14 protein-coding genes are annotated in these 16,629 nt (G+C 59.8%); 5 read left to right on the top strand and 9 right to left on the bottom strand.

Annotated elements, in window-relative coordinates; all coding sequences use genetic code 11:
* Positions 1-97 precede the first annotated feature (97 nt).
* Both T3A99_RS03285 and T3A99_RS03280 read right to left on the bottom strand, forming a co-directional pair.
* Positions 98-460: a response regulator gene (locus T3A99_RS03285; RefSeq protein ID WP_076384348.1), complete on the bottom strand. Its 363-nt coding sequence runs from the start codon at positions 458-460 to the stop codon at positions 98-100.
* Positions 457-2,259 (bottom strand): PAS domain S-box protein, encoded by a 1,803-nt coding sequence (locus T3A99_RS03280; protein WP_322833934.1) that lies wholly within the window; start codon positions 2,257-2,259, stop codon positions 457-459. The genes T3A99_RS03285 and T3A99_RS03280 overlap by 4 nt, the downstream gene beginning before the upstream one ends.
* A gap of 390 nt (positions 2,260-2,649) precedes the next feature.
* On the opposite strand from T3A99_RS03280, the gene fnr reads away from it, so the two are divergent.
* On the top strand, positions 2,650-3,402 hold the full coding sequence (fnr, locus tag T3A99_RS03275) for a fumarate/nitrate reduction transcriptional regulator Fnr (RefSeq protein WP_322833933.1): 753 nt from the start codon (positions 2,650-2,652) through the stop codon (positions 3,400-3,402).
* 238 nt (positions 3,403-3,640) lie between these two features.
* Positions 3,641-4,288, top strand: coding sequence for a BON domain-containing protein (locus T3A99_RS03270; RefSeq protein WP_047225682.1), 648 nt, complete (start codon positions 3,641-3,643; stop codon positions 4,286-4,288).
* 29 nt (positions 4,289-4,317) lie between these two features.
* Here the strand turns inward: T3A99_RS03270 and T3A99_RS03265 are convergent, their stop codons facing one another.
* Positions 4,318-5,007, bottom strand: coding sequence for a phosphoribosyltransferase (locus T3A99_RS03265; RefSeq protein ID WP_047225681.1), 690 nt, complete (start codon positions 5,005-5,007; stop codon positions 4,318-4,320).
* 264 nt (positions 5,008-5,271) lie between these two features.
* Between T3A99_RS03265 and arcD the strand changes: the two genes are divergently transcribed.
* Together arcD and T3A99_RS03255 are read left to right on the top strand one after the other, a co-directional pair.
* Entirely contained in the window at positions 5,272-6,765 is a 1,494-nt protein-coding gene (arcD, locus tag T3A99_RS03260; RefSeq protein ID WP_322833932.1) for an arginine-ornithine antiporter, read from the top strand.
* An 88-nt stretch (positions 6,766-6,853) separates the two neighbouring features.
* Positions 6,854-7,390 (top strand): Hsp20/alpha crystallin family protein, encoded by a 537-nt coding sequence (locus T3A99_RS03255; protein WP_047225871.1) that lies wholly within the window; start codon positions 6,854-6,856, stop codon positions 7,388-7,390.
* Between the two features lie 177 nt (positions 7,391-7,567).
* On the opposite strand, the gene T3A99_RS03250 is transcribed toward T3A99_RS03255, so the two are convergent.
* The 4 genes from T3A99_RS03250 to T3A99_RS03235 all read right to left on the bottom strand — a co-directional run bounded on the left by T3A99_RS03250 (position 7,568) and on the right by T3A99_RS03235 (position 13,379).
* Entirely contained in the window at positions 7,568-8,923 is a 1,356-nt protein-coding gene (locus T3A99_RS03250) for an MBL fold metallo-hydrolase RNA specificity domain-containing protein (protein ID WP_305466036.1), read from the bottom strand.
* Between the two features lie 101 nt (positions 8,924-9,024).
* The gene (locus T3A99_RS03245; protein ID WP_322833931.1) at positions 9,025-9,915 is read right to left on the bottom strand and encodes a universal stress protein; all 891 of its coding nucleotides are present in this window, start codon (positions 9,913-9,915) and stop codon (positions 9,025-9,027) included.
* Between the two features lie 61 nt (positions 9,916-9,976).
* Positions 9,977-12,349 (bottom strand): phosphoketolase family protein, encoded by a 2,373-nt coding sequence (locus T3A99_RS03240; RefSeq protein ID WP_322833930.1) that lies wholly within the window; start codon positions 12,347-12,349, stop codon positions 9,977-9,979.
* A gap of 136 nt (positions 12,350-12,485) precedes the next feature.
* Positions 12,486-13,379: a universal stress protein gene (locus T3A99_RS03235; RefSeq protein WP_305466038.1), complete on the bottom strand. Its 894-nt coding sequence runs from the start codon at positions 13,377-13,379 to the stop codon at positions 12,486-12,488.
* A gap of 306 nt (positions 13,380-13,685) precedes the next feature.
* On the opposite strand from T3A99_RS03235, the gene T3A99_RS03230 reads away from it, so the two are divergent.
* On the top strand, positions 13,686-14,249 hold the full coding sequence (locus T3A99_RS03230; protein WP_047225870.1) for a GNAT family N-acetyltransferase: 564 nt from the start codon (positions 13,686-13,688) through the stop codon (positions 14,247-14,249).
* A 55-nt stretch (positions 14,250-14,304) separates the two neighbouring features.
* On the opposite strand, the gene T3A99_RS03225 is transcribed toward T3A99_RS03230, so the two are convergent.
* Both T3A99_RS03225 and T3A99_RS03220 read right to left on the bottom strand, forming a co-directional pair.
* On the bottom strand, positions 14,305-15,216 hold the full coding sequence (locus T3A99_RS03225; protein ID WP_047225675.1) for a universal stress protein: 912 nt from the start codon (positions 15,214-15,216) through the stop codon (positions 14,305-14,307).
* Positions 15,217-15,322: 106 nt separating this feature from the next.
* On the bottom strand, positions 15,323-16,567 hold the full coding sequence (locus tag T3A99_RS03220) for an MgtC/SapB family protein (RefSeq protein WP_322833929.1): 1,245 nt from the start codon (positions 16,565-16,567) through the stop codon (positions 15,323-15,325).
* Positions 16,568-16,629: the final 62 nt, after the last annotated feature.

The following is a 16,629-nucleotide window of genomic DNA, read 5'->3' as shown; positions in this document are numbered from 1 at the left end:
AACTGCAATCCACTGTTTCATAAACTGGAATGAACACGTCCAGGGCGCCTGCGGGGAATCACCAGGACCGGACAGCGTGCCCGCTCATCGCTGAAGGTCAGCGCCCCAGCGCAAGAGCGATCTTCAGTTGCAACTCGTTTTCGGAAAATGGCTTGTGCAACACAGGACGATGGGCGAACTCATTCGGCAGCCCGCTGGCACCGTATCCGGTGCTGAATAAAAACGGAATCTGGCGCGCCTGGAGAATTTCGGCAACCGGAAAAACCCGCTCGCCGGCCAGGTTGACATCGAGAATGGCCAGGTCAATTGCCACCCGATTCGCCACTTCGCAGGCCGTAGCGAGCCGTGCCACTGACGCCACCACCACGCATTCGAGCTCTTCCAGCATTTGCTCGACCAGCATGGCGATGGTGCCTTCGTCCTCAACCAGCAGCACCCTGACTCCGGGGAACGAACTCATGGGCTGGACGCCTGGATCAGAAACGAGATTCGGCAGCAAACGCCCTTCGGGTCGAAGGTCAGGTCAAATGTCCCGCCCAAATCGCGCTCGATGCAGCGCTTCATCAAACGCGAACCCAACCCTTCCCGCTTGGGTTGGGCCACCCGTGGCCCGCCCTGCTCGCGCCAGTCCAGGGTCAGTAGCATTCCATCGGATTGTGGTTGCACAACCCACTTCACTGAAAGCGTGCCCGTCTCTACTGACATCGCGCCGTATTTCAGTGCATTGATCGCCAGTTCATTGAGGGTCATGGTGAGGTTGAGCGCAACGCGGGTGCCGACATCGACAGGGTCGCCCTCAACCACGATTCGACTGGGTTCCTGGCCAAATATCGGCATCAGCACTTCATGGGCAAGGGACCCCAGCGGGGTATGGCCCCAATGGCGCCGGGTCAACAGATCGTGAGCCCGGGACAACGCAAGCAGCCTGGCTTCGAAACGCCTGTAACCGTCGTTCGCATCCTCGGCATTGCGCGCCGTTTGTGCCGCCAGGGATTGCACAGTGGCCAGGGTGTTCTTGACCCGATGATTGAGTTCGTCGATCAGGGTCTTCTGCCGGTTCTGCGCCTGATTTCGCTCGGTGATATCCACCAGCATGTTGATAGCGCCCACCAGGTTGCCATCGGCGTCATGCAGCGGTGTGGGATAAGGCGCAAACGGCACACGAGTGCCATCCGGCCGCTCGGCAATGGCCTCGACACCACGTATCGGGCGGTTTTCCTTCAAGGCCACCGCCATCGGGCACTGGTCGTGGGGAAGCGCGCTTCCATCGGTATTGAATATTTTCCAGGTCACGCACCACATGTCCCCCAACTGTGGGGTTCGACCAGACAATTCGACAGCCGCCCGATTGAAGAAGGTGATGCGCCCTTGTGCATCGGTTGTATAAACCGCAGCGGGCAGAGCCTCGAGAAGATTGCGCATATGCCGTTCGCTTTCGCGAATCTGGCTTTCCATTTGCTGGGCGAGCGTGACGTCGATGGTGAAACAGCGTGTGTGAAAGAGCTTACCGTCCTCGAAACGCCCATTGGAGGTAATCGCTACATGCCGGATCGTGCCGTCTTTGGCCCTCAACCGCGCCGGGTAGCTGTCCAGGCTTTCGCCGCTGCCCAGTTTATTGAGGATGTCACCAATAACGGGCTCATCCACATGAAACTCCGTAATGTGGCGACCGATATATTCATCAGCCGTATAGCCCAGCATGTTCAGCTCGGCCTTGTTGGCACGCTGGATGATGCCCGCGTTGCTGACAATGTGAAGCCCCACCGCGCTGTTTTCAAAAAAATCCTCGAGGTCGGCACTCTTGCGACGAAGCTCTTCGGCCATCGCATGACGCGCCGAGACATCCTGAAAACAGTTGATCGCCCCTTCAATGACCCCACACCGATCCCTGAGGGCCCGGATGTTCACCAGCGCCATAAGCCGCGTTCCATCCGAACGCTCAATGATCACTTCCTGATTGCGTGTCGCAGCGCCGGTAATAAGCACCGAAGCCATGGGGCAGTCTTCGAAAGCCAGCGGCGTGCCATCCGGTAAAAAAAGCCGGTGCGAGCCGCAGAAGCGGTCACCGTTTTTCCCGATAATGGGCGTCCTGCCCCATAGCTCGACCGCTTCACTGTTGTACCTGACGAGCCAACCCTCGTGATCACAGAGGTATACCGCCCCCGGTATGGCGTCTAGCGCGCTCGCGCCCAGGGTGAGCAGGCTCTGGTACTCGCTCGGAGCGCAAACCTCCACGGCAAGCTCTTCAATGTTCGACATCTGGTAATCCTCAATCCGCCTGGCTGAAACGCCCACGCTCTCCATCGCCCCCGGTTTATGGCCGGAGTCGGTGATTCCAGCTCGGATAATCCTTCTGAATGCGGGTTCGGATATGTTTCATAGAGCCGTTATGTTGGAGGTCTAGATCCCTATTCACCGCGCTAGTTCATGAAAGTTCAACAGGTTCGGTGTTTGAACCTGGACAGGGATCTTTTCTAGCGCGCTAAAGAGCAGCAATTGAGTGTAGTCGGCCTCGTGTTTGTCGAACCATTCGCTTCAGGACCTGTGCTTGCAGATTGAAACATGACAGCCGGTCTATCTATATACGACAAAGAACAGGCGCAACGGATTTGATCTTCTATGATTGCTCCAGCAAAGGAGTTTATTCCGATGAGCGAATCAGAAGCACGACTTCTGCGCGTGCATTCCCTTAAAACCGCTTGCTCCAACTGCAGCGTGCTTGAGCTGTGCCTGCCTATCGGGCTGACGGGCGGCGAAGTCGAGCGTCTGGACACCTTGATCTCCCAGCGAGTCAAGGTCAAAAAAGGCACGGCGCTGTACCGCACCGGCGATCCGCTGCGCTCGTTGTATGCAGTGCGGCTGGGTTTCTTCAAGACCAGCGTATTGTCGATAGACGGTCGCGAGCAAATCACCGGTTTCCAGATGCAAGGCGAAATGCTCGGTCTGGACGCCATCAGCACCGATCATTACGCCTGCAATGCAATAGCGCTGGAAGACAGCGAAGTTTGCCCGATTCCTTTCAGCAACCTGGAAAAACTTGCCCACGATCTGCCCTCTTTACAGCACAACCTCAACAAGCTCCTGAGCCAAGAGATCGTGCGCGACCACAGCATGCTGCTGTTGCTTGGCAACATGAATGCCGATGAACGTCTTGCGGCGTTTCTGCTGAACCTGTCTCAGCGACTTAACATGCGCGGTTACTCCTCCAGGGAATTCGTCTTGCGCATGAGCCGTGAGGCTATCGGCTCTTATCTGGGCCTGCGGCTGGAAACGATCTGCCGGGGTATCGCGCACCTGCGAGAAGAGGAACTGGTAGACATGCACGGACGCAACGTCACCATCCTGGACCTGCCCGGCCTCAAGCAAAAAGTGGCTGGTTGCCATCGTCATTCAGAGCGGTGAAACCCTCTCGAGGCGCTTGCATCACTGATCACCTGCCCGTCGCCTGATCGCCCGCCCCGCTGACACGGTCGACCGCCCTGCTGACTTTCATCAAATCACAGGCCGTTGCCCCGACAGCGCGTTGACCCACTTACACCCTTGTTGATTTAGCTCAATGTGTCGGCATCACCCAGGCGTAGAAAAAGCAGACCGGGCCCTGATAGCCCCGCCCGCTTCGCATTACCTGGAGGACGCCACGATGAGCGACTTGACCCTGCGCAAGACCATTCTGGAAGAACTGGAATTCCAACCCGACCTCAACGCAGCCCATATTGGCGTGGCCGTGGACAATGGCGTCGTCACCCTTTCCGGTCATGTCGGTAGTTATGCAGAAAAGATCAGCGCCGAACGCGCCGTCAAAAGCCTCGAGGGCGTGCGCGCCGTAGCTGAGGAAATCCAGGTCCGACTGAATAAAAACGCCGGCACCGCAGACGACACCATTGCCAATCGCGCCTTGAAGATCATCAACTGGAGCTGCGACGTTCCTGAAGGCGACATAAAAGTCATCGTGCAGAACGGCTGGGTCAGCCTGGAAGGCGAAGTGGAATGGCAATACCAGAAAGAAAGCGTGGAGCGGTCCGTGTTCAAGCTGTCCGGCGTGGTGGGCGTGAACAATCGGCTAACCCTGCGCCCTCGAGTGGACGCGGGCAACATCCAGCGTCGTATCGAAGAGGCCCTTAAACGCAATGCCGAAGTGGATGCCAAGGCAATTCACGTCAAGGTCGATGGGGATGTGGTGAGGCTCGAAGGCAAAGTCCATTTATGGCGCCAGCGTAAAATCGCGGAACGGGCGGCCTGGTCGGTGCCGGGGGTCAGAGAGGTGGACGATCACCTGTTGCTTGTCTGAGTCGCAGGCCCGTTCGCAGTCCCGCCGCTCTACCCCTGAGACGCGGCGGTCGACTCCCGTTGCCAGGCCCGCTGCAGCAAATCGATGACGATTTCATCGGATGTCTGAGGGAAGTCCTTGTACCAATAGCCTATGGAAACCAGCCAGTCAGGAATAAGCGGACAAATTACCTCATCCACTTCGCTGCGTAGCGCCTCCACTGTTTCAAGCGGCCCAACCGGCACGGCGACCACAACGCGCGAAGGCCCTTGCGTGCGGACCGCGTGGATCGCTGCCATCATCGAGGCCCCCGTCGCCAGACCGTCATCAATCAGGATGACCACCTGGTCCTTGAGTTGTACAGGCTCACGAGTGCCTCGATACGCCTGCTCACGACGCAACAGCTCCCGGGTTTCCCGGGCAACCACGGCGTCGAAACTGGGCTGATCAATTGGATGGGCACGAAGAGCGTCGTCATTGAGGATCTGTATGCCACCACTGGCAATGGCGCCCATCGCGAACTCAGGGTTGGACGGCACACCCAGTTTGCGAACCAGCATCAGATCAAGGCGCACGTGCAGAGCGGTGACCACTTCATAAGCCACTGGAACTCCGCCGCGGGGCAAGGCCAGGACGATGACATCGGGTCGATGGGCGTATTTGAACAAATGTTCCACCAGCCCTTGCCCCGCTGCGCTGCGGTCCTTCCACACTGTTTGCATTGAGGGACTCTGACTCATTGGAAAACCTCCACAGGCTGTTGCGCCCCGTCGTTCAGCGTCAATCCAGCGTCCTCTGATAGAGCGGCCTCGGCGTTGATTTATGTCAATTTCCCTGCAAGGCAGCTCAGCCCTTCTCCTATGAAATTCACGCACGCACGCCCTGCATAACCTCTGATCTAAATCAATGCTACCCAGCCTCTTCACGCAGAGATTAATAACCAGCGCTAGAACCTTCGCTTCGGCGAAGGTCGTCGACCCCTTCGTCTCGTGGAGGCTTCAATCATGGCAACGCACCTGCAAGGCACTGAGCCGGTCATCCCGGCCGTCAAACCTCATCCTTTGGCCGGCAGTTTGCGAAAGGTCGAACCCAAACGCCTGTCATTGAGCCTGCTGGTTGCGCTGGTGGTGGGTTCGATGATCGGCAGCGGCATTTTCAGCCTGCCCCAGAACATGGCCTCCAGCGCGGGTGCCGGGGCTATCCTGATCGGCTGGCTGATCACTGGCGTGGGTATGCTGTCACTGGCCCTGGTCTATCAGACCCTCTCCAATCGTCAACCGGAACTCGATAATGGCGTGTTCGCCTACGCTCGTGCGCTTGGGGGTGAGTTCCTGGGCTTCAATTCGGCGTGGGGCTACTGGATCAGTGCGTGGATTGGCAACGTCAGTTATCTGGTGATTCTGTTCGCGGCACTCAGTTACTTTTTTCCCTTGTTCGGCGAAGGCAATAACAAGGCCGCGATTGCCGGTGCGTCGGTGGTGCTGTGGTCGTTGCATTGGATGATCCTGCGCGGGATGCGCACAGCGGCCAAGGCCAACGCCCTGACCACTGTGGCCAAAGTCGTGCCCTTGCTGCTGTTCATCGGCCTGGTGATCGCTGGATTCTCCAAAGACACCTTCATGGTCGACTTTTGGGGCACGCCGGCATTGGGTAGTACCCTGGATCAGGTCAAGAGCACCATGCTGGTGACGGTCTGGGTCTTTATCGGCATTGAAGGTGCCAACGTGTTTTCCGCCCGTGCCGCCGACCGGGCGGATGTGGGCAGGGCCACGGTGATCGGTTTCGTCCTGACGTTGCTGCTGCTGATTGCCGTGTCGCTCCTGTCTCTGGGGATCCTCAGACAACCTGAACTGGCTGCCCTGAAGAACCCATCCATGGCGGGTGTTCTGGAGGCGGTGGCCGGTCCTTGGGGTGCGGTGTTGATCAGTATCGGCCTGATTGTGTCGGTCGGCGGTGCGTTGCTGGCCTGGACCCTGCTGGCAGCGGAATCGGTGTTCACGCCGGCCAGGGAAAAGGTCATGCCCCGCGCGCTGGCCTCGGAAAACCAGCATGGCGCGCCGGCCAACGCGCTGTGGATCACCAACGGCTGCATTCAGCTGTTCCTGTTGTTGACGCTGTATTCGAGCGCCAGCTACCTGGCCCTGATCTCACTCGCCACCTCGATGATCCTGCTGCCTTATCTGTTCAGCGGCCTGTACGCGCTGAAGATGACCTGGCAAGGCCAGACCTACGCCGGGCACCGCGTCCTGCAATTGCGCGACATGGCCATCGCCTTGGTCGCCACCACCTATTGCATTTGGCTGCTCTACGCCGCCGGCCCCCGCTACATGCTGCTCAGCGCCCTGCTCTATGCCCCCGGTTCGCTGATTTACCTCAGCGCGCAACGGGCCAGGACCGGGCATGCGCTCAATGGTTTCGGCTGGGGGTTGCTGCTGGTGATCTGGGTGGCGGCGATTTTCGCCGGCTGGATGCTCTGGTCCGGCCAGCTCTCGTTGTAAGGCTTGCAAGCGTGCATTGACCCGTCCGGAACCGGTCCCTGGCAATGATGCCAAGTCCCGCCCGGACATCACCAAAGAGGAAAATCAAATGTCCAATTCAGTGAAAAAAATGCCGGTCGATACCCAAGACAACACTCAGCATCCGGCCAAGAATGACCTTTGGCATCCACTGGAAAAACTCCGTCAGCAGGTGGATCACCTGTTCGATGACTTCAACCGGGGTACAGGTCTTTCTCCCTTCAGTCGCGGACTGTTCGATGTCGAGCCATTCTGGCGCAGGGAGTTCTCCACAAGCCTGCCGGCCGTGGACATCAGCGAGAAGGAAAAGAGCTTTGAAATCACAGCCGAATTGCCCGGCATGGATCAGAAAGACATCGAAATCCGGCTCGCCAATGGCAACCTGATCATCAAGGGCGAGAAGAAAGAAGCCAAGGAAGAAAAGAAAAAAGGTTATCACCTGTCCGAACGCCATTACGGCTCCTTCGAACGGGTTTTCAACCTGCCAAAAGGCATCGATAGCGACAAGATCGAAGCTCAGTTCAGCAAAGGCGTGCTGACCCTGACGCTGCCTAAAAAACCGGAAGCGCTGAAAGCGGAAAAAGTCGTGCCGATCAAGGCTGACTGACGCTGTGCACCCTGCCCCTCGCCGGCCAACGACGAGGGGCTTTTTGTGCATTGAGATGTGTTGTTGAAGCTGATGGGCCGCTTCGCGAGCAGGCTCGCTCCCACAGAGGCGGCGGTGAACACACATACCGCGTACCTCAGGACCTTTGTGGGAGCGAGCCTGCTCGCGAAGGAGGCCTCAGAACTCCACGCTGTCGCGATACTCCGGCACCGATACTGACCAGCCCAACTCATCGCGAATGCGATGGCGCAGGACATCGGACGCGTTGGGTTCGCCATGCACGACATAGGTATGCCGGGGCGGTGTCTTGAAGCCGCGCAACCATTGCATGATTTCATCGGCATCGGCATGGGCGGACAATGTTTGCATCGGCACCACTTCGGCGTTGATTGGCACGTCCTTGCCATGGATGCGCACCGCAGGCTCACCCGCCACGATCCTTGCGCCACGCGTCCCCCCGGCCTGGAACCCTGGCATCAGCAAGGTATTGATCGGGTTCGGCGCCAGGCTTTTGAGGTGAAACAACACCCGCCCTCCGGTAGCCATACCACTGGCGGCGATGATCACCGCCGGGGTGCGTTGCAGGTCCAGGTTCATGGAATCCCTGGCCGAGCGCACCGGGTGCGCGATGTGGCACATGCCCTCACACTCCTCCCTGGACAAACGATGCTCATCGCCAAAGCGTTGATACAAGCGGGTTACATCAATGGCCATGGGGCTGTTCAGGTAGATGGGGATGTCCGGGATCGCCATCCGCTGTTTCAGGCGATACAGGTGATACATCAGCAGTTGTGCCCGACCGACCGTGAACGAGGGCACCAAGGTGATGCCGCCGCGCAATGCGGTGCGGGTGATGACGTCAGCCAGTTGATCTTCGGGCGATTGACTTGGGTGCCTCCGGTCGCCGTAGGTGGACTCAACCAATAGGTAATCCGCCTGCTCGATGGTTTGCGGGGCAAACATCACCGGGTCCTCGGGGCGCCCCAGGTCGCCGGAGCACACCAACGTAACGCCAGCGGCCTGCACCTGCACCGTGGCTGCGCCCAGGATGTGTCCCGCACGGCGCAGCACAATCCCCACCCCACGGGCGATATCCACCGGATGATCGAACGCTATCGGGCGTAACAGTTTCAACGCCCGCTCGGCATGCTCCCGGGTGTACAACGGCATGGCAGGATCATGCTTGGAAAACCCCTTGCGGTTGGCGTATTCGGCCTCTTCCTCCTGCAAGCGGGCGCTGTCGAGCAAGAGGATCTTGACCAGCTCACAGGTGGCCGACGTGGCATAGACCGGACCGCGATAGCCGTTTCGCACCAGCACTGGCAGGTAACCGCTGTGGTCCAGGTGTGCGTGAGTCAGCACGATCGCGTCCAGGTCACGCATCGGCAGTTCGAAGGGGTCCCAGTTGTGCAAGCGCAATTGTTTGTAGCCCTGAAACAGCCCGCAGTCGATCAGGATGCGTTGATCGTCATGCTCCAGCAGGTACTTGCTGCCGGTGACTGTGCCGGCCGCCCCTAGAAACGTCATGCGCATGAGCGTGCTCCTGAACAATCGATTGGCGTTCCATTGGTCGCACTATTCGCCCAGCGGGCCATTGATTTTCATCAAGGACACAGCCGTGAGCACCGGTTTCTTCACACAGCCAGTACGCTGCACGACACCTGATACAAAATATGCTCCGTAGTGCTACCCAACAGCCCGTGCGAACCATCCTTCTGCGAGCGCCCCATCACCACGACATCGACCTCATGCTCCAGGGCAAACTCACTCAAGGCTGAAACCGGATGGCCCAGCACGAAGTGCCTGCGCTCGGCCGACACGCCGAACAGGTTGGCCAGCTCCAAGAATGTTTTTTCCAGGCTCCTGCGCAGTTCATTACTGAGCTGTTTAAGCGTCAGGCCACCTCCGCCGACATCGCCGAGGTAGACCGACGAAACCTCATAGGCGTGAACCAGATGCAACTCGGCGTCGCACTGCAAGGCCAAGCCGATTGCCTCGCGAATGATCCGGTCGTTGAGCCCACTGTTTTGCGCAAAGTCGCTGGAAGGGTCCACCGCCGCAACCACTTTGCGCGGCAAGGCGTGGCCGGTGGCGCCCACCAGGTAGGTGGGAACCGGGCACTGGCGCAACAGACGCCAGTCCAGCGGGGTAAGGAAGGCCCGTTTGAGCAGGGGCTCGTGTTGCACCTGCTTGATCAGCAGATCAGGCTGGATTTGCGTAACGTGCTGCAGAATCTGCTCGTCCATGCCGTCGACCCAATCCACCTGCGTGGTGACCCTCAGGCCTCGGCGCCGCATCTTGTCGGCCTCCTCCTCCAGCCAGTGACGGTGGTCCTGCAGGTAATTCTGACGCGCTTCATCACGGGGCTCCTGCTCCAACAGTTTGAGAATGTCCAGTGACGGCACCAACGCAGAAACATGCAAGTGCGCCCCGCTGGCCGCCGTCAGGGCCGCTGCGTGATGAAGGGCCGGAGAGTGTCGCTGTGCCGGGTTGAGGATCAGCAGTAAGCGCTGGTACTGGCTCATGATGGATCTCCAAAAAGTCAGGGCGAACGGCGCGATGTCGAAGTCGTGACAAGGCGGACAGTCAACCCGGCGCCGGCGTCCAGCGCCAGTTCAAGACCTCGGGCATGTCCTGCCCATGTTCGATCAGGTAAAGCTGGTGCTTCTCCATGGTGGCCCAGTAGCGGTCCCGGGCGCCCTCCACCAACGGTTGCAAGCGCGGTACTCGCTGGATGACATCGAATGCCAGTTGGTAGCGATCCAAGTGATTGATGACCGCCATGTCGAACGGGGTGGTTGTGGCCCCCTCCTCCATGAAACCGCGCACATGGAAATTGTCATGGTTATGGCGCTTGTAGACCAGACGATGGATCAATGAAGGATAGCCGTGGAACGCGAAAATCACCGGTTTGTCCACGGTGAACAACTCATCGAACCCGGCATCCGGCAGACCATGGCAATGCTGTTGCGGCGGTTGCAGGGCCATCAAGTCCACCACGTTCACCACCCGCACGCGCAGATCCGGCACGTATTGGCGCAACAGTGTCACGGCGGCCAGGGTTTCCAGGGTTGGCACATCACCGGCGCAGGCCATCACCACATCCGGGTCGTCATCGTTCTGGCAGGCGAAGGCCCAGCGACCGATGCCAATGGAGCAGTGCCTGATGGCCGAATCGATATCCAGCCATTGCCACTCTGGTTGCTTGCCGGCCACGATCACGTTGATGTAATCGCGGCTCTTGAGACAGTGATCGGCCACCGACAACAGGCAATTGGCGTCCGGCGGCAAGTAGATACGCACCACATCGGCACTTTTGTTCGCCACATGATCGATAAATCCCGGATCCTGATGGGAGAAACCATTGTGGTCCTGGCGCCAGACGTGGGATGTGAGCAGGTAGTTGAGCGAAGCGATCGACGCGCGCCAGGGAATCTGCGCAGCGGTCTTGAGCCACTTGGCGTGCTGGTTGAACATCGAATCGACGATATGGATGAACGCCTCATAGCAGGAGAACAGGCCATGGCGGCCCGTCAGTAAATAGCCCTCAAGCCAGCCTTCACACACCTGCTCGCTGAGAATTTCCATCACCCGGCCTTCGCAGGCCAGGTTGGTATCCCCCGCTTCAAGTGCCGCCATCCAGGTCTTGCCACTGACCTCGTACACCGCATCAAGGCGATTGGAGGCGGTTTCGTCGGGGCCGAACAGGCGAAAGTTGCCAGCCTTGAGGTTGTACTTCATCACGTCCCGGACAAAACCGCCCAACACCCGGGTGGACTCCGCCTGCACACTGCCGGGCGCGGAGAACTGCACGGCGTAATCGGTAAATCGAGGCAGCTCAAGTGACTGGAGGAGCAAGCCGCCATTGGCATGGGGATTGGCGCCCAGACGCCGATGCCCTGTGGGCGCCAGCGCCGCAATCTCCGGCAGCAATGCACCACTGGCGTCGAACAGCTCCTGTGGCCGGTAACTCTCGAGCCATTGTTGCAGTTGCGTCAGATGCATGGGCTGCTCGAAATGACTCAGTGGCACCTGATGGGCGCGCCAGGTGCCCTCGACCTGCTGACCGTCGACGAATCTCGGACCGGTCCAGCCCTTGGGCGTGCGCAGCACCAACATCGGCCACAGTGGCCGCTCCAGTTCATGTGCCGACGAGTCTGCACGGGCCGTACGCTGGATTTCGCGGATCTTGAGCAGCATGGCGTCCAGGACCATCGCCAGTTGCTGGTGAACGCTGTGGGGGTCGTCGCCTTCGACAAAATAAGGATCGTAGCCATACCCGTACATCAGGGCTGACAGCTCGTCTTCACTGATACGCGAAAGCAGCGTGGGGTTGGCGATCTTGAAGCCGTTGAGGTGAAGGATGGGCAGAACCGCACCGTCACGCCGGGGGTTGAGGAACTTGTTGGAATGCCAGCTCGCCGCCAGCGTACCGGTTTCGGCTTCACCATCGCCGATAACGCAGGCCACGATCAGGTCAGGGTTGTCGAACGCCGCACCGTAGGCGTGGGCCAGGCAATACCCCAGTTCCCCGCCTTCATGAATGGACCCTGGGATCTGCGCCGAGACATGACTGGACAACCCGTAGGGCCAGGAAAACTGCCGGAACAGGCGCAGCATCCCGTTCTCGTTCTGTTCCACCGAGGGATAACACTGGGTGAAGCTGCCCTCCAGATAGCTCTGGGCGACGATGGCTGGGCCGCCGTGTCCGGGGCCGGTGACCAGGATCATGTTCAGGTCGTGGGTCTTGATCAGGTGATTGAGGTGAACGTAAATCAGGTTCAATCCCGGCGTGGTGCCCCAGTGACCCAACAGGCGCGGCTTGACGTGGCCCAGTAGCAGCGGTTTGCGCAACAATGGGTTGTCTTTGAGGTAAATCTGACCCACAGCCAGATAATTGGAAGCACGCCAATAGGCGTCAATGCCTTCCAGTTGGTCGGGGCTAAGAAAATCACTCATCACATTCTCCCAAAGAGGCTGGATTACCCGCGAACTGCCCTGGTCGCTTGAACCGATATCGAACGGTCTGCCACGACTGATTCTGGAGCGCTTGAACAAACCCGACTTGATTTACATCAGAGTCAACGCGCCCTGCTCATACCCTGACTGCCAACAAGCTGCCCGACACCGAATACAGGGCCCGTTCCGTCGTGCTACCGATCAGACGGTCCAGCCCAGCGCGTTGCTCGGTGCCCATCACCACCACATCAGCCTCGAACTCATCGAGGAACTCATGGATCACCGGCACCGGCAGGCCAATGACGAAATGACGGCGCTCGGGTGGAATGCTCCACCGCTCGGCCAAATTGATGAACGCCGCATGCAGCGACTCTCGCAAGGCCTCGGCAAAATCTTCATCCCAGGCCCCAGCCACCAACGAAGCCTCCCCGTTGAAGGCCGGAGACAGATCGCAGGCGTGCAGCAGATGCAGCGGGGCATTGCATTGCAGGGCCATTGCCCCGGCGGCCTCGATAATGCGCTGGTTCAAGGCGTTGGCCTGCGGATTGGCGGGGTCCACCGCCGCCACGACCCGGCGCGGCAAGCTGTGGGTGGCGCGATTGACCAGATGCACCGGCACCGGGCAATCGCGCAGCAGATGGCAGTCCAGGGGCGTCACGAAAACACGTCTGAGCAGCGGCTCAAGGGTCACATCCTTGATCAGCAAATCGGGCTGAAACTGCTCGACGTAGCGCAGGATGTCCAGTAATGGATGAGTGGTCCAGACCACATGGGTCGTCACATCCAGTCCTTGCTCCTTGAGCAGCGCCGCCTCCTCCACCATCCAGCGACGGTAGTGGTGCATATAGCGCTGAGCTGTCGCTTCATCGTTCTTTTCGCCCCACAAATGCGTGTGAGGCGGTGGTTGAACGAATGCGCACAGGTGCAAGGCCGCGCCACTGACCCTGGCCAGGGCACAGGCGCGACGCAGCGCGGCAGACGGATGCAGGTCGGCTTCAACGATCAATAGCAAACGTTGGTACTGTCCCATTACACACCTCCACTGGTCTGTTGGCCATCAGGTCCCCAGCGGTCCCTCTCTGGCATGTGCAACAGCCTGCGCTTGTCACCCCGGGGCGGCTTGATCTTTATCAACTGCATGCACATACCTGTGGGAGCAAAGCTTGCCCCCCACAGGTTTGGCTCCCACAGAAATTGCTCCCCGGCATTGATCATCGACGAGCGGATTCGCGAGCACTGATCCAGATCAGAATCGATCTGCCACGCCGGCGTAGAACAGTAGCGAATGCACGGCCTTTGCCGCGCCGAAGGTTCACACCCGATGGAGGAACGCATCATGCTCAACGTCAAAGACCACAATGAACGCGCCGCTGCCCTGTATGCCAGCATCAGCGGCAAGCACTGGATCCAGGCCCTCAGAGATGGCCGGCACGTGTTGATCAGGCCACTGAAGGAAGAAGATCGCCAGCGTGAGTATGACTTCATCAAGCGTCTGTCACCGGAGTCCCGGCACATGCGTTTCCTGGCGCAAATCAATGAACCCGGTGCGGCCATGCTCGACCAGTTGATGGATGTCGACTGCAAGACGCGCATGGCTTACATCGCCCTGGTCCACGACAACGGCCAACTGATCGAAATCGGTGTCAGCCGCTATTGCGCTACCAGTGAACACGAATGCGAGTGCGCCGTGACCGTGGCCGATCAATGGCAGCATCTGGGGCTGGGGACGTTGTTGATGGAGCATTTGATAGAGGCGGCCCGCAAGAACGGCTATCGCCAGCTGTATTCCATCGACGCCGCCGATAACGCCCCTATGCGGGATCTGGCCCATAGCCTTGGATTTGATACCCGCACCGACCCCGATGATGCCCGGCAGGTCATCCACCGGCTCTATCTTTAACCACAGTGCATTGCGCGGGACCCGGGGCCAGGCCCCGCGCAAGGTCACCCTGCCGTCACTCGCCCGGCTTGATTGCCCATATACTGCAAGGTGCCCGTTGCAGCACCTGCTCGGCAGTACTGCCCAAGTGCTTGTCCAGACCTCGATGCTGTGTGGTGCCCATGACAATGACGTCGCACTGATGATCGGTGGCGAACGTGCAGATGCTGCTCAGCGGCGCACCTTCGATGAAGTGACGCTGCTGCGGCGGCACGCCGTGACGCTCGGCCAGGGATTCAAACACTTCGTGCTGCGCCTGCCCCAATGCTTCATAGAGCCCAGTGGCGAGCGGGAGCGCACCCACGCCCATATCGGCGGCGTACACCGCCGTCCAGTCGAAGGCGTGCAACAACTCAACCTGGGCGTTGCATTGATCGGCCAGTTTCACGGCGGCATCGACGATCCGGTCGTTGAACACCAGGTCCTGCTCCTCGCTGCGCAGCACATCGACGATCGCCAGGACCTGCCGGGGCCGCGGATGACGCGCGTCGGTGACCAGGTGCACCGGCACCGGACAGTCGCGCAGCAGGCGCCAGTCCATGGGTGTGAAGAAAATCCGCTTCATCGCCGGTTCGGGCTCGGCGTCCTTGATGATCAGCGCCAGGGGCATCTCTTTGACGTACTGCTGCAAGGCCTGATAAGCGTCTTTGCCCCAGACCACCTCGCTCGTCGCCTCCACTCCATGGCGGCGCGCCAGCTCAGCCTGTTGCCACAACCAGTGCCGGTGCGTTTCCAGATAACCGTCACGGGCCTTCTTGACTTGTTCTGGCGCAAAAAGACCGGCCACCGAGAGCACCTCCAGATAATCGATGGCGACGATGTGCAGGGGCAGATCCAGCGCCAGGGCCAGTTCGGTGGCGCGGTCGAACGCAGGCGAACGGGTCATGGCATCGGGTGCCAATAACAACAAACGTTGGGTCTGGGACATGGAACACCTCGGCACGTGGCGGCAGCCACCTAAAGGATTGAGGGTTCCAGAATGAACGTATGCCACGGGCAGGACTTGATCTTCATCAAACTGCCACCACACAGGCTCACAGATTCGGGAGCAGAACGCCGGCCCACATTCCCAGCGTCACCAGCACCTGGCCGGGGATGAAATACCCGGCGAAACGCCGTCCGCCACTGAGCCACGCCACTACGCATTTACTCAGGGAATTGCTGCTCATCGCCATCAAGACCGGTATGGCGATGCCATCCAGGGGTAACAATCCGGCCTTCGCCAGGGAAGCAACAGAGGCAATTGAAGCATGAGCATCAACCAGCCCGCTGAAAACCGCCGTTACGGTTACCCCGGTCTGGCCGAACTCGGCAAGCATCGCCGACGACAGGAGCGTGATACCGGCCATCGCCAGGACTACCGTCAAGGCCAGTTTGAGGTTGAAGGCCCCGCCGCGCTTGATCGGTTCATCCGCCCGAGCCCTGGGTCGGGGAAACATCAGCACCCCGGCGTAGACCAATGTTGTCAATACACCGCAAAGCAGCGGGCCCCACGTCCAGAGTAACAGGGCCGGTTCGACGGCACCGAGGATCAGCCCCATTTGCGCCACTGTCGCCAGATTGGATAGCACGGCAGCGGCGCTCAGCACCTTGAGATTGGCCGGTTCTTTCGCGGCGATGTTACCCATGGTGGCGACGGTCAGCGTGGCCGAGGCGAACCCCGAGGCAACCGCGCTGAGGGCGTAACCGTAGTGAGTGCCGAGGGTCCGCACCGCAACATGCCCCAGCGCCCCCACAGCCATCAACATGACCGTCAACATACAGATGGTGCGCAGGTTGATCGCATCGTAAGGCCCGAGGAAGCGATCCGGCACCAGAGGCAACACCACCAGCGCGGCGATCAACAGCACCAGCCCGTCACGCATTTCCGCGGCGGTCAATTGGTTACGGGCAAAATGGTGCAGCGCCTGGCGGCTGGCGAGCAGACCGGCCATCACCACGCCGATCGCGATCGCCAGGGCCGGGGCGGTCATGCAGAGCGCTCCCAACGCCAGCGCCGCGAATAACGCCACTTCGCTGGTGATACCGGGGTCCTGGTCGAGGTTTCGCCAATACGCCGCCGTGACCAGTGCCCCCAGCGCAAGCGCCACGAACCCCAGCAGCAAGACTCCGCCAGCCTGGACCGTGACATAACCCAGCAACGAGGTAATGGCAAAGGTACGCAGGCCGGCGAAGTCGCGCCGGGCGCCCTCGCCTTTGCGTCGCTCGCGTTCTAGCCCAATCAACAAGCCGATTCCGAGCGCAGCGGCGGCATTGGCAAAGCCCAGGGTTTCGCTCATGGCCTCGGTTCTATACTGAGTGTTCCGGTTGTACCTGAGTCCAGGGTAGTCCCTGGGAGGAT

Source organism: Pseudomonas sp. N-137, from assembly GCF_034555295.1.
Classification (GTDB): Bacteria; Pseudomonadota; Gammaproteobacteria; order Pseudomonadales; family Pseudomonadaceae; genus Aquipseudomonas; species Aquipseudomonas rhizophila.
The sequence above is the reverse complement of the archived record's forward strand: the minus strand, read 5'-3'. Positions and strand labels throughout refer to the sequence as shown.